A 19,551-nucleotide genomic window follows, 5' to 3' on the forward strand; every position below is an offset into this window, starting at 1 on the left:
TTGTTTAGCCCGCGGGTCCCACCGGCTAGGAATGTCTAACAGGGTGCATGCTGCTAGGAGCAGCGGGATCTGCAACCCGAAAAGTTTTGACTTGTGTTCTAAATATGATATACTGGAAAAGCAAAGCCATATTTGGCTGCAGAACGGACAAAAAAGCGAGGAAAAACAGAAACTATGCAGGAAATAAAAAAGAAAAAACGGGCGGTCGCGCTTTTTGTGATCGTTCTGATCTGCCTTTGCGGCTGGTGGGCTGTGCGGAAAGAGGGTTTCTTTCTGGATGAGATCTACTCCTACGGCCTTGCAAACAGCAGTTATGTTCCGTTTTTAAGCTGGCTCCATGGTGGAGAACAGGTGGCAAACGGCAAGCTGCCGGAGGCAGTGTTCACGCAGAGCGAGTTTCTGAATTATGTTGCCCCGCAGGGAAGCACACGGTTCGACTATGCGTCGGTCTACTATAACCAGACGCAGGACGTTCATCCGCCGCTGTTCTACTTTTTGCTGCACACGGTGTGCTCATTATTTCCGGGCAGTTTTACAAAATGGACGGGTCTGGGGATGAATTTTGTGCTGCTGGGCGGCACGCTGGCAGCGCTGTATGCGCTGGGCATAGAGCTGTTTGCAGACTGGAAAAAAGCATTGTTCGTCTGTGCATTGTATGCGTTCAACCGTGAAATGATCTCGAATGTGACGATGGTGCGCATGTATATGCTCATGACCTTGCTGACGATCCTGCTTGCGCTGCTGGTGGCAAAGTCTCTTCGCAGGCCGTCTGTGCCCAAATATCTTCTGATCGGTGTAACCATCTATCTTGGCATGATGACCCAGTATTTCTTTGTGGTCTATGCCTTCCTGCTGTGCGCAGCATATGACCTTTACCTGATGTTCCGGCGCGAATGGAAAAATGCTGCTGCATTTTCGCTTCCGGCGCTTGCGGGCGTTGGCGGAATGCTGCTCACCTTTCCGTGCTGGTATGCACAGCTGCACTCGCAGGATACGGTTTCGCTGGAGTCAACAGCAAACAATCTGCTGGATCTGGCGCAGTACCCCAAAGGCCCGCTGGAGCTGATCGGCTGGAGCATCGTCGGTTTTGCTGTAGGCGCAGGCATTATGGCCGTGCTGGTCCTGACGAAGCTGGGGCAGCGCTGGCTGCCGGGCAGGCTGCGCGGCACTACGCTGATCCCCGAGGATGTCAAGCTGATCACGGTCCCGGCGCTTGCTGCATTTCTGGTTATCGCGGTGATCTCGCCGTATAAGTCGCTGCGGTATGTGTATCATCTGCAGCCGCTGGAAGCGCTGTTTTGTGGCTGCGGCCTTTTCTCCATTCTGGATACGCTGCGTGCAGGCACCAGAAAGCGCATTCTGCAGATCGTGTGCCTTGCAATGGTCGTGCTTGCATTTGTGATCGAGCCGGAGCGCATGTACAGCGGTACTTATAAGATAGACAAAGAACTGGAACAATACAGTCAGGCCGCCTGCGTGGATATTACCGGGGACCTTGGCAGTTTCACTTCCGGCGTGCAGGAGCTTCTCAAATTTCAGGAGGTCTGTGTGGTGCCGGACGATTCCAGTGAGCTGCTGGTGCAGTATAACACCGGCGAAAATGATACGCTGGTGCTGTTCATTGGAGGCCGGGGGCTGTGGCAGTTCGTGACGGCAGAACAGGTGGAGCAGATCACGGCCCAGAACATGGAAACTGCGTGGAACGTTGCCCGACAGGGCGGCTATGAGGATGTTTCGCTGCTGGCAACGCAGGAGTTTGAACAGATCTTTGTTTTGAAAAAGTGAACGCTTTGCGGCACAGCAGAAGGGAAAACTGCCTTTTTTGCGCGTGCTATATCGTTTTAAGGTAAAGTGTGCTAGAATAGTACCATCAACGATTCAGGAGGGTATCCCATGCTCAAACGACTGCGCAAAGCGCACCCGATCTTATTCTGCGTTCTGGCAGAAGTGATTTTTCTGGCAAGCCTGTTTGTAACAGATCTGGTCTTTACCATTGCATTGGTTCTTTTCCGGACGGATTTTGCGTCCATTGATACATACCTCTACAGCACTCTGCAGGAGCTGGTGGGGGCCATGGTGGCGGTGCTGTTTCTGGTACGGACAGACCGTGCCGGGCTGCTGCGCCGCCGCGGCAGCGGCTTTTTCAATGGCCTGCTGGTGGGCATGTACCCGCTGGTGTTCATTGGCTACAATGCCTTTGGGTCGCTGGTGCTGGGCCGGCCGGAGAACGGCGTGCTGCAGCCTGCGGCACGCATCTGCACCTTCCTTGTCAGCATGGCCATGGTGGGTGTGGCCGAGGAATTCATCTTCCGCGGTGTCATTGCCCAGACCCTGCTGGAGCACTTTGGCACCAGCCGTGCCGGTGTGTGGAAGGCCTGCCTTTTGTCCGGTGTGCTGTTTGGTGCGGCGCACCTGACCAATATCCTCAGTTCGGCACCCTTCGGTGTGCTGATGCAGTGCGTGTTTGCAGCATCGCTGGGCACTCTTTTTGCGGCGATCTACTTCCGCACCGGCAATTTGTGGGTGACAGTATTCCTGCATGGTGCCATGGATATTTCGTCCATGCTCATCGGTGGGCTGTACGGCACCACTACCGTGGCCGATGCGGTAAGCGGCTACGATGCATCCATGCTGCTTTCGGTGCTGCTGTATCTGATCCCCACCGCAGTTCTGCTGCGCAAAAAGAAGCTGCCGGAGGTGCAGCTGTACTGGCACCAGTACGTAAAAAAATAAAGGCAGGATGCAAAAAATATCCTTGCATTTTGCACAGGGTTCTGGTATACTGTATCTGTTACCGTGGTACGGGGTTGGGAGTATGCCCGCTTTTTGGGAATGCCGTTTCCCGCCGCTGTTCCATTGGCACATAAAATTTTATAAAGAGGTATGGTACTATGAACAAGCAGGAAGTTATGGCCAAGGTCGCTCTGACCGAGAAGGACACTGGCTCTCCCGAAGTGCAGGTCGCTCTGCTGACCGCTCACATCAACGAGCTGAACGAGCACCTGAAGAAGAACCCGAACGATCACCACAGCCGCCGCGGCCTGATGAAGATGGTTGGCCGCCGCCGCAATCTGCTGGCTTATCTCCAGAAGAAGGACATCGAGCGTTACCGTGCTCTGATCGCAACTCTGGGTCTGCGTAAGTAATTTAAACAGAGGGCAGGTACCGCAAAGGTGCCTGCCTTTTGCTTTTGTATACAAATGGCAGCGGCTGCGTATTGCAGCAGTAAATCGAACGCCTGTGCCCCGAATGCTTTTTCATGGCGCGGACGGCTCACATCAACGGCAGAGACATTCCCCCGGTGGGGGAAATATCTCAAACAAAACCGGATGTGAACGGCACGGACGCTGGATTTATTGCTATGATGCGCGTGCCACCGCCTTTTGGATAGAAAAAATCCGAAAAAACAAGGAGGCAAAAACAATGGCAATTGAATTTGGTTCCCGCAGAGAGACCTTTGAGAACTACAAGGTCTACGAGACCATGCTGGCAGGCCGCCCGTTCAAGGTAGAAATGGGCAAAATGTGCGGTCTGTCCAACGCCAGTGCGCTGATCCGCTACGGTGAGACCTGCGTGATGTGCAATGTGGTCATGAGCCCCAAGCCCCGCGAGGGCGTGGATTTCTTCCCCCTGAACGTGGAGTATGAGGAAAAGCTCTACGCCGCAGGCCGCATCCCCGGCAGCTTTATGCGCCGTGAGGGCCGCCCCGGCGAGCGCGCCATCCTGACCAGCCGTGTGGTGGACCGCCCCATGCGCCCGCTGTTCCCCAAGGAGATGCGCAACGACGTGTGCATCACCATGACCGTCATGAGTCTGGACCCCGACTGCAGCCCTGAGATCGCCGGTATGATCGGTGCTTCTCTGGTCACTGCCGTGTCCGACATCCCGTGGAACGGCCCCATCGGCGGCGTGCAGGTGGGTCTGGTGGACGGCGAGATCGTGCTGAACCCCACGCAGGAGCAGCGCAAGGTGAGCGACCTTGCCCTGACCGTTGCCGCCACCATGGATAAGATCGTGATGATCGAGGCCGGTGCCAACGAGGTGGACGAGGACACCATGCTGAACGCCATCAAGGCCGCTCACGTGGAGATCAAAAAGACCATTGAGTTCATCAACAAGATCGTGGCCGAGCGCGGTAAGCCGAAGATCGATTTTCAGGTGGTGGGTCTGGATATGGACGTGTTCCACGCCATCCAGAACAAGTATCTGGACGACTTCAAGGCCGCTATGGACACCGACGACAAGAATGTGCGCGATGCCGCTCTGCTGCCCATCATGGACAAGATCGCCGAGGAGTACCCCGACCTGACCGCTGCAGATCTTGATCTGGTCAGCTATAAGATGCAGAAGTTCGTGGTGCGCCGCTGGCTGCTGGACGAGGGCAAGCGCGTGGACGGCCGCGGCATCAACGAGATCCGCCCGCTGGCTGCCGAAGTGGGCATCCTGCCCCGCGTGCACGGCTCCGGCATGTTCACCCGCGGCCAGACGCAGGTGCTGACCACCTGCACTCTGGGCGGCACCAAGGACAACCAGCTCATGGACGACCTGACCGACGAGCAGACCAAGCGCTATATCCATCACTACAACTTCCCGCCGTACTCTGTGGGCGAGGCCCGCGCACCGCGCAGCCCCGGCCGCCGCGAGATCGGCCATGGCGCACTGGCAGAGCGTGCTTTGGTGCCTGTGCTGCCCTCGCTGGAAGAGTTCCCCTACACCATCCGCTGCGTGTCTGAGGTGCTCTCCTCCAACGGTTCCACCTCTCAGGCATCCATCTGCGGCTCTACGCTGGCCCTGATGGATGCAGGCGTGCCCATCAAGGCACCCGTTGCCGGCATTTCCTGCGGCCTGATCACCGAGGGCGACCGCTGGATGACCATGCTGGACATTCAGGGCGTGGAGGACTTCCACGGCGATATGGACTTCAAGGTGGGCGGCACCCGCAAGGGCATCACTGCCATCCAGATGGACATCAAGATCGATGGCCTGACCTACGACATCATTGCCGAGGCTTTCGAGAAGTGCCGCAAGGGCCGCCTGTATATTCTGGACGAGATCATCAAGCCGGTGATCGCAGAGCCCCGCCATGAGCTGAGCCGCTACGCACCCAAGATGTTCAGCATGATGATCCCCACCGATAAGATCAAGGACGTGATCGGTAAGGGCGGCAAGGTCATTCAGGACATCTGCGCTACCTGCAACTGCAAGATCGACGTGCAGGAGGACGGCCATGTGTTCGTCTCTGCTGTGGATCAGGAGGACGCAAAGCGCGCCATCTTTACCATCAAGACCATTGTGGAGGACCCCGAGATCGGTGCCATCTACAAGGGCAAGGTGACCCGCCTGATGAACTTTGGTGCCTTCGTTGAGATCGCACCGGGCAAGGAAGGTCTGGTGCACATCTCCAAGCTGGACACCAAGCGTGTGGAGCGCGTGGAGGATGTGGTGGCTGTGGGCGATGCCATCGTGGTCAAGGTGACCGACATCGACCAGCAGGGCCGTATCAACCTGAGCCGCCGCGATGCCATTCTGGCGCTGGAAGCCAAGCGCGCCGAGCAGGCACAGCAGCAGTAAACCCTGACTGCATAAAAGAAACCGAAAAAGAGGACCCGATGCAGATGCATCGGGTCCTCTTTGTTGTATCAGAAGGAAATTATACTGCACGGTATTTGCGATCCAGCGCCCAGCCGAATGCAAACAGCACCACACCACTGACAGCCAGCACCGGCACGGGCCAGTTCAGCTGACCGGTCTGCGGCAGACCGCTCATTACCGGGTTATCCGGGTGGCCCGGCAGAACGGGGCTGTCTGGATTACCGGGTGCTACCGGATGATCCGGATGGCCCGGAGCCACGGGATTGTCCGGTTTACCGGGAGAGACCGGGTTATCCGGGTTGTCCGGCGGGGTAGGCGTATCAGGATGATCGGGCGTATCCGGCGGCGTAGGCGGGGTAGGGGGCGTAGGCGGCGTGTCCGGCTTGGTGGGGGTGTAAGCACCCACCTTGGGGCTGGCATCCACCGCATAATTCCACTTGCCATCCTCCGCCATGGGCAGAGAGACAAGGAACGGATTGATCGGCTCATAGCCCTTGGAAGCCTCGGTCTGCACGATCAGATACAGTCCCAGTTCCAGATCACGGAAGGTCACGCTGCCGTCCTCGTCAATGGTCTTCGCAGTGCCCTCGGCGCTTTGGGGCAGATACTCCTGCAGCTGGGCCGCAAGGGTGCTGTCAGTCAAATCGCCCAGCGCAATACCGCAGCCGTAGAAATCGCCGCAGTATTCGTAGCTCAGGTCGCCGTTTTTGCGCTTTACCTCGGCCACACGGTACAAAGTGAGCTTGCCGCCGCTCAGCGCCTTATCGTTGGCGCTGTCGTACAGCGTAACGCGGATGGTGCCGGTAGTGGGATTGCCGCTGCTGTCCACCAGCTTGATGTTTGCGCTGGTGGCAAGGGCAGGCAGCGCACTTGTTACCAGAAGGCACAGCACCAAAAGCAGGGCCGCAGCGTGCTTTTTGAGATCAGTGCGTTTCATGTTTTTCACCTCTTGTAGATTTGCGTTTGCGGTTGGAGAACAGCAGCCAGAGCAGCAGCACCAGCAGCAGGGGCAGTGCCATGATGGGGGCTGTGATGATCGGTTCGATCTTGACGGCATCGGCTGTTACACGGATGTGCTTGAGCTTGTCCGGCGTGGTGATGCGGCGTCCTCGCACCAGCAGGCGGTGCGTGTTGATGCCGTAGGGGGTGCAGGTCATCAGGGTGACGTAATCCTTGCCGTCCACCACCTTGAGGTTGTCTGTCTCGGTGGGCAGAACGATGGAGATGTTGTCCACCTCGTAGGTGAGCACGCGGTCCAGCACGGTGATGGTAAAGGTATCGCCCACTTCCAGCCGGTCCAGATTGGTGAACAGCTTGGCGCTGGGCAGGCCGCGGTGAGCCGAAATGACCGCATGGGTGCTCTTGCCGCCCACCGGCAGGCTGGTGCCCTCCAAGTGGCCTGCGGCGATCTGCAGCACGCTATCGCTGGTGCCGTGGTAGATGGGCAGCTCCACACCGATCTTTTCAATGGTGATGTAGCCCATAATGCCGGTGCCGGTCACATCCAGCGTGCTTTCGTAGGTGGGAAAGCGCTGCGGAAAATACAACGCATCCGGGTCGGCGGCGATCTGCGCATTGAACGCATCTGCCGCCTCGAAATAGGCGGAGTAGTCGGCATCGGTCAGCTTGTCCACGTCCTCGGCATAGGTGGCCACAGCACGGGACTGATGCAGCTGGTTGACGTAATCGCTGAGGGTGGGGTATAACATCACGGATAGACCCACGAAAAAGACGAGGATCAGGATGATGGTGCTTTTGTTCTTTTTCATGGGCTACTCCCTAATGTTATAAGGATAGGAGCGGGGGCCTTGCGGCCCCTTTGCTCCGGGTTCTTGGGGGAAATGGAGCTTACTTGTTCTCCATGCGCTTCTTGGTGACCAGCAGAACGATGGCCGCAACCATCAGGCCGCCGCCGATGACATAGAACAGGGTAGTGCCCATGCCGCCGGTGGAGGGCAACTCCACACCGGCCTTGTTCTCAACGCGAACAATATGGTCGGCGGCAGTAGTATTGCCGTACTTAACAGTGTAAGAAACGGATTCACCTGCCTTAGTGGGCAGAGTGCCGCGATCGATCACAACCGTAATAGGATCGGTCAGCTTGTTGTAGCCAACAGGAGCCTTGGTCTCCTCCAGATAATAGGTGCCTGCGTCCAGACCTTCCAGCTTGATGTTGCCGGAAGCGGGAGTCACAACGGCAGTAGCAGCGCCTGCATCTGCCACCCAGCCAGTCAGCTTGTAGACGGAAGTACCATCCACGGTGTTGGCGGTAGAGAAGGACGCGTACTTCTTGTTTGCGTCAGCGCCCTTATACAGCTTGAACTCCGCATCTGCCAGAGCGGTATCCTCTTTGCCAGTGCCGAGGTTTGTGTACTTGTGCACACCCATCTCCCAGACGTAGGTCTTGGTGGTGGAGTGCTCGGTTTTGCTGTCGTTGCCGTATTTCAAATAGGTATCGTTGTCGTTGCCCTCACCGCCGATAACTGCATTTTCGTTAACGGTAGCGTAGTACTCAACCATGATCATATCGCCGGGTTTCAAGAAGTTATCACTTAATTGAACCTCAAAGGTGCATTTGTCGCTCAGACCAGTGGTAATAAGCTGGTAGTCAGTATCCTTGGTCAGTTTAATGGGGGTGTAAGGATTTTCCTCGGTCGGACGATAACAACTGACATTAACTGAATCTTCGTTGAAGGTCAGACCGGCGCTCATTTTATCATGCACAACGTAATTTTTGGGAGTGCCGTCAAGAACTGCAACATTGATTACAAATTTTACATTATCGCCAATGCTGGCATCGTTGCTATAGCCAGCGAGAGTGGCACCATTTTCCCAGACATGCTTTTCAATGGTGGGCTTGCTGTTCTTCTCTTTGATTTCTGCGGTCGTGTCGGTGGTATCAATGGAGCAGATAGCGCCGTTATTCAGGTCAGAAACCACCAGATACCAACCAAGGGGCAGGTTGTTAAAGGTAATGCTGGTGGTATTGTCAGTAGCAGCACCGGTATCACTTTGTCCATCTGCCGTTTCCGTATAGTCGGCCTTGATGGGTTGAGCTTTAGCATAACTACCGGCGGCATTTGCAAAAGCCTGAATGTCCGCAGCATTGTTTTTATTAGCTGACCAAGTAACGGCATTCGTTTTGGTGTCTACGACCAGATATTCTGCCTGTGTTTCAACAAAGGATTTCCAAGTATCATTCGCCGTATAACGGTAAGCTTTGGTATCTGCGTGGTACTCCAGATCCAGAATGCGGTAGATCTTATAGGTGTTGCCATTAACAGTGTTAACAATTTTAATGCTGCCAGTGCCAGTGGTGGCACCAGTGCCAGTAGCACCATCCGCCGCAAACGCGGGTACTGCCATGGCACACAGCATGGCAACTGCCAGCAGTGCGGCCAGCAGCTTTTTGATTGCTTTCTTCATCATGATTTGCGAAAGTCTCCTTTCAAGTTTTTCTGATTTTTCTGATTCCTATTTTCAGGGTCTGCTTCCGGCGCAGAATCAATTTTGCCGCCGTGTCAGGAAGGATGCAGGCTTTTTAACGTTCCCTCCTCTCGCGTCTGCGCTTTCTGCAAACCCCGCACACCAGAGCGGCAAGCATCAGCGCGCCGCCGCCTGCTGTATACAGTTTGGTACCGGCCCCGCCGGTAGAGGGAAGTACGTAGCCGCCGGATTCTTCGGCGGTGTTGGTGATGACGATGGTATCGCCGTTGCCGTTGCTGCCGGTGTTCTTGCCCAGCGCAAAGGATGCACCGGCCTCCAGAGCTTCGTTGTTCAGCGTGTAGGACACGGTGTAACCTTCTACGGACATCTCTTTTATAGTATAAGTGATGCCGTCGTCAATCTCAAGGTTTTCAAAACGGGCAGACCAGCCATTTCTGCTGTTCAGCGTAACTTTGCCGACTTCGGTGTCGGTCGTGCCGGTGATGGGAGTACCGCCAGCAGTCGTATAGAAATCGCCGCCATTGTAATAAACTTTTGTGCTCTTGATTGTAATGTCGGAGATGATATTGCTGATTTTATAAATCGGTTTTCCATCCGGAGCGCTCTCGCCAGTAGCCGTTATTGCTACTCCAGCATCCAACCAGTTTTGATAATTTTGAGGCCATACTGTGACGTAGACATCACCGCCGTCATTGATATTTTTGGCAAAAACCTTTGTACCTGAACCATCATCAAGCTGCAGAAGAATACGGTGGCCGGGGTTCGCCACATGCTTCGTCAGCGTGACCACGATCTCCGGAAGCTTCGATGTATCCGTGATATCGGTGCCATCAAAGTTCTTCCACGCCTTCTTGACCAGCAGGTCGCCTTCCTTCACATAGTCCGGGTTACGGGCATTGTTGCAGTAGTAGTAAAAGCTTCCGAACGACTCATTTTCCCCCAGCTTGTAGAGGGCGAAGGAGTCACGGCCTTCGACAAAGCCCGAATCTGTCGGCAAGGTATAGGCATTTTTGGAAATGACAAAATAGTGATACGGAGTGGGGTCTGGCAGCAGGTAACCTTCCGGCGCAGCGGTTTCATGCAGACGGTAAAGCGTATCCTGCGTAAGGCCGGACATGACGGAATTGCCGCTCTGAGAGGTGACATACTGCTTTACATCAGTCCACTGGCCATTTTTATAGGTTTCCAGCTGGAACTTTGCATCCGACAGCAGATTGCTCTGGGTACCGGAGTACTTCACGATCGTAACATTGTTGGTGTTGAAATCGATGCCTGCGTTACCGGAAGAATCGCTCTTGAAATCTACATTTTCATCGACGTAAGAATTATAGCCCTCCAACTGCACGGTATTCTTGAACTTATAGTTCTTAGCGGGCAGATTCTTGGTATTGACCGTATAGTGGAAAACCAGAACCAAAGCCTTGCCGTCTGGTACCTTCGTCCAGACTTGAATCTGGTTTCGATCCTTATTCCGTTTGGTGTAGTAGGTATCCTCAGTAACGTTTTCCGGAGCAGAGCTGCTGTCGTAATCTCCTTCAATCGGGTCGAGATCCTTGAGGAAAGTCGTTGCTTCCAGAGAGCCATCTGCCTGCAGCTCACCCTCAAAGACAGAGACACCTGCCAATGTTACACGGTCGGAGGTGGTACCATCTTTGCTGTACAGACCATCTGGAACAGACATGAAATCATACAGAGTCAACGGCACGCCATTGTTCAGTGTGACGCTGTTAGGATTGACCTGTACCTGATAGGTCAGAAGGCCGGTTGCTTCATCATAGTTGCCGTGTTTGCCCACAACATTTCGGGTGACAGTTTCCTTAAAGGAATCACTGCCGCTCTGTTCGCCGTTCCGCTCGAACGTAGCGTTGTTGACAAAGGAGGCAACATTGCCACCGTTCCAGACCTCTGTGTTATCAGGGTCCAGTGTGGTGTCGTAGGTGATAAAAACACGTTTGCTGAGCGTTTTGTTCCCATTGACTGTAAGCGTATAGCACTCGGGCTGAAGAGTGACCACCAGTTTGGTGCTGCCGTCTGCCTGCTTTTCAGCAGAAACGGTATAGTAATTGCTTGAAACTGCGTTACCGTTCAGCTCGACCCGGACGCTGCTCTCATCCAGATTCAGGCCGGCAGGGATGAGGTCCTTAACGACCCATTCTTTGTCTTTTTCAGCATCCCATACAAGACCCTCATCCGTGGTATCGTTTATAGCAATCGTCCACGGAATCTTCTGTCCGGGTTTCAGGGTGATGGTGTCTTCTGTTTTGTTCCAGTTGCTGGAATCGCCTGCAATCTTCCGGAAGTATTTACGCTGCTCGGAAGAGTTGGTGAAATCATACACATCCGAAACAATATCGCCCTGATTCAGCTGTCCGTAGTTCGTGATCTGACAGCGTGTGCCAGATGCCACCCAAGACAAATTGGCTGTGGTCTGATATTTGATGGTTGCAGGCCCCTGAATGTTCTTTTCTTTGAAATCTACCGAGAACAGTCCGACTTCAACACCGTTTTCGGTGCGCGAATACTGATAGTTGATGGTCACCTTGTCGGTTACTTCAAGATCGGATGCATCAAAAACGTGTACGCTGTCAGCAACGATTTGCTGCAGGCGGACGCTCTTGGAAGTGTCGGCATCCCAGCGGGTGCTGCTCCAATCGTAATAGACGAGGGTGTTAAGGTCTGTTGCATTGACAGTTGTGACCCAATCCATAGTTGCGGTTTGGGTATCATGACTGCCGTTTTCCAACTGCTTACTCAGCAGGGTAGAAGGAATTTTCACGTTGGAAGAGTCGGAACCATTGATACCGGTACCTTTGATCTCACCGGTGTTATTGACGATTGTCTCGGATTCAGAGGTGTTTTCAGGTGCTTTGGTACGGTAGGTGATCTCGTAAGAATGGAAACCTTCTTCCAGAGGATAAGTAAGCAGCTTGCTGCTGTTGTCATAGATGGTGTTGTCCAGTGTGACATCGGTGGATTCTCCATCCTTCGTGACAGTGATCTTATTGTCAATGGGATCATCAGGAAGCGTATCAGTAAACTTGGCATCTTTCGGCAGATAGCGCAGAGAGGTGTCATCTTGATCGATATTGATCTTCACGGTCCAGATGATCTCGCCATTCTCAAGCTTGCCGGACTTGTCGATCAATTTTGTGGTGAGAGAGGTCTCTTTCGTTTTACTGGTGTCCTTAAAAGTGACAGTGTTTTTGACCTTCTCGTTGTTGACGTAGTCAACATTGCCGAAGTTAGTAGCCTTTACCTGATAGGTGATCGTATAGGTTCCTGCAGCGAGGGTCTCGCCCTCCTGTCCCAGTGTGATGGTTTTTGTGCTGGAGTCAGTCCCATCCGTCCAGGAAACGGTTGTGTTGGACGCACCGTTCGAACCAGAAACATCCGGCGTACCAGTATACTGGAAGTCGGCATTGGTAGGACAACGCAAGGCATCGGTCAGGGTCAAAGGAGCAGCCATGTCATCCTTTAATTTGAGCGTGACCGTGTAGTCAATGTAGGCATCATGACTATCATAACGCAGAGAGCCAGCGTCCTTGGACAGGGAATAGTTCTTTTTATCGGACGGCTTATCTTCGCTCTGATCCTTGATCGTGATCGTGATGTCTTTGCCGTTAATGGTGAACTTATTGGATTTATCTGTGCTGATTTTAGCGGTATCCCACTGAAAATCGAAAGAAACGTCGGTTTTGACTTTACTGTCTTTCGTCGTTTCCTGCTGGTTGATGTAATCTTTATCATAAGTAAAGACAACATACCAGTCTCCGTCGGCATCCTGCACGAACTCGTAGGTGCCACAGATGGTTCCGTTGGGACCGAAATAAGAGGAGTCCTTTAGACTGCCTTTTTCAGCGCCGCCATTATTCAGCTTGTCGAGACCCGCTGGAATCGGGACATATACTTTATAATTATTGGCCTTGATGCGGTCAGCCGGGATATCATGCAGATCGATAAAGCCATGAAGCTTATCGGTTACGGTACTCTCTGTGACGTCAGAGTAGTCGGAGTCCTGCAGCTTCTGAATCTTGAAATCGGTCACATACTGAGAACCATTCAGCATCTTTGAAAAATCAAGATCAGTGCCATCCATCGTATCCGCTCCGCTCTCCGCGGCCTGCACAGATGCCACGGGGATCATGCCGGTGAGCTGGGACGGCGCAAGGGACACCTCGGACACCTTGCCGTCCACGTTGCCGGAGATGACCGTCAGCGTGCCGGAAGCTTCGTCCACAGCCGACACGATGCCCACGGTCTCACACGAGACAGTGCGCTCTTCGGTCTGCGGCTCGGCCGCTGCCGGGGCGCTCAAAGCCTGCAGCAGCTCGGTGTCAGCATCCGGGGAAAGGTCCTCGATCTGCGGCTCGTCTGCCACAGCGACCGTCTCGGTCGTGGTGGCGTTATAGAACACGATATCACCGGGCTGCAGGCCAGTAACAGACATGTCTGCGTCCATTTCATAGGCCGCAATGTCGCTGTCCGGGTCCAGCAGATAACCGGTGGAACGCAGCTCGCTGCGCAGGGCCAGCGTACTGGCGCGCTGAGGGATCGCGCTCTGCGGGATATTTGCATAGTTCAGGCAGTAGGACAGGAACATCACGTCCCACTCGCCGTAGGGGTTGCCGTACCACTGGCCGTAGCGGGTGTAGTAGCGCAGGGTCTCGCCGTCATCGGTATCAAGCTTGAAATTTTTCTCGCTCTGCTCATAGCCCAGTTGACCCTGTGCCACGGTGAGCAGGTCTTCGTTCCACATGCCGGTCAGGGCCGTGCCGGTCTTGTCCAGCCAGTCGTCCTCGTCCTGCGTGTCGTCCATCGGGTCGGACAGGCAGTTCACCGTGTGGTGATGCTCCGGCAGGCCGCAGACCAGCACTTCCTCGTAGCAGGCATCGGTGTGGTGGTGCACCGGGGTCTCGATCACAGGATCGACCACCACGGGCTTTGCGGCCACCGGCTCCTCAAACAGGGCCACCGGATCATAATCGGGGTTCACTTCTTCTACAAGCTCGCCCTCTTCCAGACCGCACACCAGCTCATAGGTGGTGGTGTAGCAGCTGTCGTCGTGGGTGTGCTCGAACAGATCACAGATCAGGCTGCCGTCCTCGGGGTCAAAGCAGTCGTCGGTGTGGGTGTGCTCTTCTTCCAGGCAGGTCAGCTCCTGCACTTCCTGATAGCAGTCGTCGGTGTGCTCATGGGGCACAAAGATGTACTCCGGCTCTGCGGAATAGGCTGCAATGCCGGGATCATCCGCATCCACGCCGAACGCAGCATCATCCATGCCGAATGTATCATCAAAAGACATGCCGTCGTCCGTCATGGTAGCGTTCCAGTCCTCCGGTTCGCCTTCCTCATAGCCGCACACCAGCTGCTTTTCATAGCAGGCAGCGGTGTGCTCATGCTCCAGCTCGCCGCACAGATATTCGGCCGTTTTGGCAATGCCCACGCCGTGCAGCTGCCAGTTCACGAACAGGCTGGTGGTCAGCGCCAGTGCCAGCAGCAGCGCAGTATAGCGTCTGGCGCGCTGGTGGTTCCGACGGAACTTTTCCTGATATTCTTTCACAATATCCCGCATGATTCCTAAACCTCCTTAGTGGATCAACGCGAAACTGGACAAGGGCCATACCCGCAAAAAAACCTTGCCCACGATCTGACTTTTTTCCACACAGCCGATCACACTGCTGCGGCTGTCAATGGAGGTGGCCCGATGGTCACCCAGTACGAAATACCGGTTTTCCGGCACCTGATAGGGAAATTTGATGTCGCATTCGCCCAGAGCCAGTTCATCTACATAGGGTTCATCCAGCGTCTGACCGTTCACAGTGACCACACCGTCCTCGTCCAGTTCGATCACATCACCGGGCAGGCCGATGATGCGCTTGAGCAGAAGTTTGTTCTGCCAGTAAAATCCGCAAAGGTCGCCGGTCTTCATGTCGCTGCCTTTGACCAGCAGAATGATGTCCCGGTCCTGCAGAGTGGGGTTCATGCTGTCGCCGGAGACCTGCAGCACCGGCAGAAACAGGGTGGCCAGCAGCACGGCAACGGCCGCGACCACCAGCAGCGTGTAGACCGTGCTGCGCAGCACCCGCATATAACGGCTGCGGTAGGCCAGACGTTCGCGCTCTGCTTCCACCTCTGCTGTGGATGGAATGGGCGTGAACCTGATCTTTTGCTCTTTCATTTGGCACGCTCCTCCGGCAGGAATTCCGTGCTGTGATAGCCGTCCAGCAGTTCGCTGGCCCGGTGGTCAAAAGCGGCCCAGCGCTGTTGGATCTCCTGCTGCGTCCGGGCAAGCATTGCCTTGCAGTCCGCTTCGGTCTGGGCGCGCTTGCGTGCGGCGGCTTCCACTTCCGCGTCGCACTGCTGCTGGGTGCGGGCCTTCAGGTTCGCGGCCTCAGTCTGTGCCTGTGCAAGGATCTGCTGGGCTTCGGCTTCCGCCTGAGCGCGCAGAGCGCTGGCGGCGGCATTGGTGTTTTTGTTTGCTGCGTGCACCGATGCAACGTATTCATCGGCCGCAGCCTGCGCCGCTTCAAACACCTTGTTCAGCTCCAGTGCAGCCTGCGCAATGGAACCTGCGTTTTCAATATGGATCTGCCGTTCCTGCAGCTGGGCAGACAGGGCAGCGTTTTCTGCCCGGAGCTGGTCCTCGCTCTGCTTGAGCGCCAGAATGATCTCGACTAATTCGGTGCGGCGCATGTGCCGCAGTTCACGGTCCGGCATAATGATCGATTTCTCCCGCAAAAAGTGGTCGGATCAGGCGAACGAAAACTTTCGACAAATCCGAAAATTTTCGCACCACAAAACCACATTTGATATATTAGTTTTCGACGTGACAGCGCCAGTTTGATGGATAAACTTCTACCCTGTATGTTAGCACAACATGCGCAACAGAAGCGTAACAAAAATGCTTTTTCTGTGCATTTTTTTGCCAAAGAATAAAAAAATTGTTTCTTTTGATGTAAACGATTACGCCGGATACACCGGACTGAAAATGCATTAAAAACAAAAAGAACTGTCCCCACAACGGAAACAGTTCTTGAAAAACAGATGAAAATAGAAGCCGGATCAGAAGCTCTTCAGCAGATCGCCCAGAGTCAGGAAGGACTGGTAGATCACGTTGACATTGTTGATGATGGAGCTTGCACCGGAGAAGATACGGGCAATGGCGTTGAACACCTTACCGATATTCAGGAAGCTGTTGTAAGCGTCGCTGGCACCACCGTCCAGATAGACCATTTCCTCTTCGCTGATGGAGGCATAGTTTGCAGGCAGTTTCATAGTAGACATGGAGATTTTCCTTTCTATTGATAAAATTGATACAGTGCGTGGAAAGACTTAAATAAAGGCAGCCACGGCCAGCGTGGTGATCAGAGCACCGGCTACCGCCAGAACGCTCAGAACCGGGCCGTCATCGTATTCCTGCGCGGTCTGTTCCGGCTGAGCGGGTGTGGATGTGCTGGTGGAAGTGGTGGCGTTTTTCACGGTCCAGTGTGCGTACACAGTGGTATCACCGGTAAACACCGTAGAGGTGCTGATTTTTGTGCCGCCCACCGGCTCGGTATACCAGCCGTCAAAGGTGTAGCCTTCCAGCGTAGGCTGCGCGGGCAGGGCACTGAGTTTGCCGCTCAGATTGGTGGTGACTGCCACAGCGGAGCTGCTGCCGCCCATGGCATCCAGACCAATGGTGTAGACCTGCGAATCCTTGTCTTCTGCGGCAAAGGCAGAGGGCAGTGCACAGCAGAGCAGTGCAGCGCTGAGCAGACCGAGGACCAGCATTTTCAAGATCTTTTTCATATGACTCCTCGCTTTCCTGACGAATTGGGATGTGGTGCCTGCCGGGAACGGAAACACCAGAACAGACCTCGATGTCCCCGCCATGAGGCAGTAGACGAAAAAGCCGGGAAGAGGAGGTTTATTCAATCCTATATTTACCACATATAATGCAACAAAAGTGCAACAAAATGGGCGTATTTTGTTGCTATGATGAAAAAATTGGTTTTTCACAAATTGCAGGCTGCAAAAGGCATCACAGAGCCGCCGCAAAAGCGGAAAAGCGGAAAAGTGGAACCTTCCCCTTGTGGAAAAACAAAGAATATGGTATAATACCTTGCATGATGCGCCATCGCCAAGCGGTAAGGCAGGGGACTTTGACTCCCCCATCGTAGGTTCGACTCCTGCTGGCGCAACCAAAAGCCCCGTCATCCTGAAAAGGCTGACGGGGCTTTTTGCGTCACTTTTCCACAAAATGCGGCTGAACGGTACAAAGCTCAGCGGCGGCGGATCTTTCTGGTGGGCTTGCGGCGGTTCCAGTTGTTCAAAAGGACCCACGCAAAGTAGATGATGATGGAAATAATACTCAATGTTATTACAACTTTGAGGTACAGACTGCCTAAGAATTCCTGAAAACGCGCCACAGTGAACAGCAGTGGGTTGCGGCTGACATCCTGCCCGGCGATCAGGTCCACCACGCCAATGGTCTCACCGGCAAGCTTCAGCTCCACGGTGCCCACCACATCGCCCTGCTGGACGGGGGCACACACGTGATCCGGCAGGTGGAAATATTTCTGGGTCACGCTGCCGTCGCCGGTGGAGGGCAGCAGGGTCATCATGCTGTCGGCGGGATACAGCTGCAGGGAGCTGGTATCGGAGGAATACTTCACCGGGATCTCAGCCAGCGTAAGGTCGGTATCCAGCGCGGCCTGAATGGAAAAGCTGTCGAACACCCAGTCCATCAGCTTCACGGTCTCGCACAGGGCCGGGCGGCGATTGGCGTAGCCGAAATCGTCGCAGGTGTCCGGGCTTTGCATCACGCAGAAAATATAGGTGGCACCATCCTTATTGGCCCATGAAACATAGCTCTGATTGCCACTGTCGTTTTTGAATGCGGTCACATCGCACATGCCGCCCTGCATGGCGCTGCGGTAGTATTTGCCGCCGCTGGATTTGCTCAGCGCGGCGTTCTGGCTGACCAGAACAGACGAAGAACGGTGTTTTTCTTTGGCGGGCATGGTAAAGCTGGGCGCACCGGAAACCTCCACAAAGGCATCAAAGCTCATCAGATAGCGCAGGATCAGGTACATATCCACGGCACAGGTCACGTTGCCGCTGTCGATGCCGCAGGCATCCGTCCATGTGCTGCCGGTGGTGCCGATGCGCTGGGACAGGGTGTTCATCTGGCTCACCCAGCCCGCGAGGTCGCCGCCGGAAAGGGCATAAGCAAGGCCCATGGCGGCTTCGTTGGCGTTGCGGGTCAGCATGGCGTACATGGCTTCGCGGTAGGTAAAGGTCTCGTTGGAGCGCATATCGGCGTTGTTGGTGTTATAAACGTAATCCGAGATGGCAAAGGGCATCTGGAAGGTGTCGTCCAGATGGTCGGCATAGTTGGTCAGCAGCAGGGCGATGGTCATGTACTTTGTCAGACCACCGGCGGATACCTGCTTTGTGCTGTCCTTATCATAGACGATGATATTGGTATCGGTGTTGACGATATAGGCACTCTGTGCCTGCACCTGATAGACCGGGGTGGGGTCGAACATAGCCCCGGCGGGCAGCACAAGGCAGCTGAACAGGACAGCGAACGATAAAACCAGCGCAAAAATACGTTTCATGTGGACAATTCCTTTAAAAAGCGATAATATAAAACAACAGGCAGCACGGCACAGGTGCAGTGCGCCGGATAAGAACGAGATCACAGCGGAAGGCTGTATTCTTTATAATAACAGGTTTGGCGGGGTGTGACAAGGCTTATTGTGCCGATTTCACATCCGGTCAGGGAGGACAGGAATGGTATATCTGACAGGGGACACCCACGGCGACATCGACCGCTTCAAGCACGGCAAGCTGCGCTGGCTGGGCAAACGGGATACCGTGGTGGTACTGGGCGACTTTGGCTTTGTGTGGGACGGCAGCAAGGAGGAACAGAAAAAGCTGGATTGGCTGCGCAAGCGCCCGTATACCCTGCTGTTTCTGGACGGCAGCCACGAAAACTACGATCTTTTGAAGCAGTATCCCACCGAGGAACGCTTTGGCGGCAAGGTGCAGGCACTGGGCGGCAATGTGTACCATGTGTGCCGCGGCAGTGTGCTGGAATTGGAGAACAAAAAATACCTGTGCTTTGGCGGTGCGGAAAGCCAGGATGTGGAGGATCGGGAACCCGGCGTGAACTGGTGGAGGGAAGAAATGCCTTCGGAGGAGGAATACGCCTTTTGTGAGGAGAACCTTGCAGCGTGCGATTACAAAGTGGATTATGTGCTGACCCACGATGCGCCAAGCAGATTTTTGGATTTTACCGCCCTTGCCAGCGGCGAGACCAACCAGCTGCACAGCTTTCTGGATAAAATTTTGTTGAAGCTGACCTACGACAAGTGGTTTTTTGGCTGCTACCATAAGGATACCCAGCTTTCCACCAAAAGCCGCTGCGTGTTCTGCGATGTGATAAGCATGGGCGAACGGCACGCAAAGCGTTCCGTTCGATAACAGGGGCCGCTGCACCAGCCGTGCAGCGGCTTTTGCAAT

Annotated in this window: 14 protein-coding genes and 1 tRNA gene; 6 read left to right on the top strand and 9 right to left on the bottom strand. The window is 54.6% G+C overall.

The window, feature by feature from the left end:
• The first annotated feature begins 174 nt into the window (after positions 1–174).
• From DXA66_RS12490 to DXA66_RS12505, 4 genes are all read left to right on the top strand, one after another.
• Positions 175–1,785, top strand: coding sequence for a glycosyltransferase family 39 protein (locus tag DXA66_RS12490; RefSeq protein ID WP_118529219.1), 1,611 nt, complete (start codon positions 175–177; stop codon positions 1,783–1,785).
• Between the two features lie 108 nt (positions 1,786–1,893).
• Positions 1,894–2,733, top strand: a complete 840-nt coding sequence (locus DXA66_RS12495) for a CPBP family intramembrane glutamic endopeptidase (protein WP_118529220.1) — start codon at positions 1,894–1,896, stop codon at positions 2,731–2,733.
• 158 nt (positions 2,734–2,891) lie between these two features.
• A complete protein-coding gene (gene rpsO / locus DXA66_RS12500) occupies positions 2,892–3,146 on the top strand; it encodes a 30S ribosomal protein S15 (RefSeq protein ID WP_005933138.1) in 255 nt (84 codons plus the stop codon).
• Between the two features lie 277 nt (positions 3,147–3,423).
• Positions 3,424–5,571, top strand: coding sequence for a polyribonucleotide nucleotidyltransferase (locus tag DXA66_RS12505; protein ID WP_118529221.1), 2,148 nt, complete (start codon positions 3,424–3,426; stop codon positions 5,569–5,571).
• 79 nt (positions 5,572–5,650) lie between these two features.
• Here the strand turns inward: DXA66_RS12505 and DXA66_RS12510 are convergent, their stop codons facing one another.
• From DXA66_RS12510 to DXA66_RS12545, 8 genes are all read right to left on the bottom strand, one after another.
• The gene (locus DXA66_RS12510) at positions 5,651–6,529 is read right to left on the bottom strand and encodes a SpaA isopeptide-forming pilin-related protein (RefSeq protein ID WP_118529222.1); all 879 of its coding nucleotides are present in this window, start codon (positions 6,527–6,529) and stop codon (positions 5,651–5,653) included.
• Complete coding sequence (locus DXA66_RS12515) at positions 6,516–7,361, bottom strand: class C sortase (protein ID WP_118529223.1); 846 nt, start codon at positions 7,359–7,361, stop codon at positions 6,516–6,518. Before DXA66_RS12515 ends, DXA66_RS12510 begins: the two co-directional genes overlap by 14 nt.
• A 79-nt stretch (positions 7,362–7,440) precedes the next feature.
• Positions 7,441–9,021: a SpaH/EbpB family LPXTG-anchored major pilin gene (locus DXA66_RS12520; RefSeq protein WP_118529245.1), complete on the bottom strand. Its 1,581-nt coding sequence runs from the start codon at positions 9,019–9,021 to the stop codon at positions 7,441–7,443.
• A gap of 112 nt (positions 9,022–9,133) precedes the next feature.
• The gene (locus DXA66_RS12525) at positions 9,134–14,611 is read right to left on the bottom strand and encodes a SpaA isopeptide-forming pilin-related protein (RefSeq protein WP_118529224.1); all 5,478 of its coding nucleotides are present in this window, start codon (positions 14,609–14,611) and stop codon (positions 9,134–9,136) included.
• A 15-nt stretch (positions 14,612–14,626) separates the two neighbouring features.
• The gene (gene lepB / locus DXA66_RS12530) at positions 14,627–15,217 is read right to left on the bottom strand and encodes a signal peptidase I (protein WP_118529225.1); all 591 of its coding nucleotides are present in this window, start codon (positions 15,215–15,217) and stop codon (positions 14,627–14,629) included.
• Positions 15,214–15,756, bottom strand: coding sequence for a hypothetical protein (locus DXA66_RS12535; protein ID WP_118529226.1), 543 nt, complete (start codon positions 15,754–15,756; stop codon positions 15,214–15,216). The genes lepB and DXA66_RS12535 overlap by 4 nt, the downstream gene beginning before the upstream one ends.
• 345 nt (positions 15,757–16,101) lie before the next feature.
• Complete coding sequence (locus DXA66_RS12540) at positions 16,102–16,323, bottom strand: hypothetical protein (protein ID WP_242959145.1); 222 nt, start codon at positions 16,321–16,323, stop codon at positions 16,102–16,104.
• Positions 16,324–16,371: 48 nt separating this feature from the next.
• Positions 16,372–16,830: an InlB B-repeat-containing protein gene (locus DXA66_RS12545; RefSeq protein ID WP_242959143.1), complete on the bottom strand. Its 459-nt coding sequence runs from the start codon at positions 16,828–16,830 to the stop codon at positions 16,372–16,374.
• Positions 16,831–17,151: 321 nt separating this feature from the next.
• Here DXA66_RS12545 and DXA66_RS12550 point away from each other — a divergent pair.
• Positions 17,152–17,225 (top strand) — tRNA-Gln (locus DXA66_RS12550).
• A gap of 78 nt (positions 17,226–17,303) precedes the next feature.
• Here DXA66_RS12550 and DXA66_RS12555 read toward each other — a convergent pair.
• Positions 17,304–18,644 (bottom strand): D-alanyl-D-alanine carboxypeptidase family protein, encoded by a 1,341-nt coding sequence (locus DXA66_RS12555; protein ID WP_097776645.1) that lies wholly within the window; start codon positions 18,642–18,644, stop codon positions 17,304–17,306.
• Positions 18,645–18,819: 175 nt separating this feature from the next.
• Here DXA66_RS12555 and DXA66_RS12560 point away from each other — a divergent pair, with 175 nt between their 5' ends.
• Positions 18,820–19,512, top strand: coding sequence for a metallophosphoesterase (locus DXA66_RS12560; protein WP_097773889.1), 693 nt, complete (start codon positions 18,820–18,822; stop codon positions 19,510–19,512).
• The last annotated feature ends 39 nt before the right edge of the window (positions 19,513–19,551 follow it).

The sequence above is a fragment of the Faecalibacterium sp. OF03-6AC genome (assembly GCF_003478175.1).
Lineage (GTDB): Bacteria > Bacillota > Clostridia > Oscillospirales > Ruminococcaceae > Faecalibacterium > Faecalibacterium taiwanense.

Excerpts from the sequence above, each read along its gene's own strand:
- DXA66_RS12490 (WP_118529219.1), top strand. The coding sequence starts at position 175 with ATGCAGGAAATAAAAAAGAAAAAACGGGCGGTCGCGCTTTTTGTGATC.
- DXA66_RS12495 (WP_118529220.1), top strand. The coding sequence starts at position 1,894 with ATGCTCAAACGACTGCGCAAAGCGCACCCGATCTTATTCTGCGTTCTG.
- rpsO (WP_005933138.1), top strand. The coding sequence starts at position 2,892 with ATGAACAAGCAGGAAGTTATGGCCAAGGTCGCTCTGACCGAGAAGGAC.
- DXA66_RS12505 (WP_118529221.1), top strand. The coding sequence starts at position 3,424 with ATGGCAATTGAATTTGGTTCCCGCAGAGAGACCTTTGAGAACTACAAG.
- DXA66_RS12510 (WP_118529222.1), bottom strand. The coding sequence starts at position 6,529 with ATGAAACGCACTGATCTCAAAAAGCACGCTGCGGCCCTGCTTTTGGTG.
- DXA66_RS12515 (WP_118529223.1), bottom strand. The coding sequence starts at position 7,361 with ATGAAAAAGAACAAAAGCACCATCATCCTGATCCTCGTCTTTTTCGTG.
- DXA66_RS12520 (WP_118529245.1), bottom strand. The coding sequence starts at position 9,021 with ATGATGAAGAAAGCAATCAAAAAGCTGCTGGCCGCACTGCTGGCAGTT.
- DXA66_RS12525 (WP_118529224.1), bottom strand. The coding sequence starts at position 14,611 with ATGCGGGATATTGTGAAAGAATATCAGGAAAAGTTCCGTCGGAACCAC.
- lepB (WP_118529225.1), bottom strand. The coding sequence starts at position 15,217 with ATGAAAGAGCAAAAGATCAGGTTCACGCCCATTCCATCCACAGCAGAG.
- DXA66_RS12535 (WP_118529226.1), bottom strand. The coding sequence starts at position 15,756 with ATGCCGGACCGTGAACTGCGGCACATGCGCCGCACCGAATTAGTCGAG.
- DXA66_RS12540 (WP_242959145.1), bottom strand. The coding sequence starts at position 16,323 with ATGTCTACTATGAAACTGCCTGCAAACTATGCCTCCATCAGCGAAGAG.
- DXA66_RS12545 (WP_242959143.1), bottom strand. The coding sequence starts at position 16,830 with ATGAAAAAGATCTTGAAAATGCTGGTCCTCGGTCTGCTCAGCGCTGCA.
- DXA66_RS12555 (WP_097776645.1), bottom strand. The coding sequence starts at position 18,644 with ATGAAACGTATTTTTGCGCTGGTTTTATCGTTCGCTGTCCTGTTCAGC.
- DXA66_RS12560 (WP_097773889.1), top strand. The coding sequence starts at position 18,820 with ATGGTATATCTGACAGGGGACACCCACGGCGACATCGACCGCTTCAAG.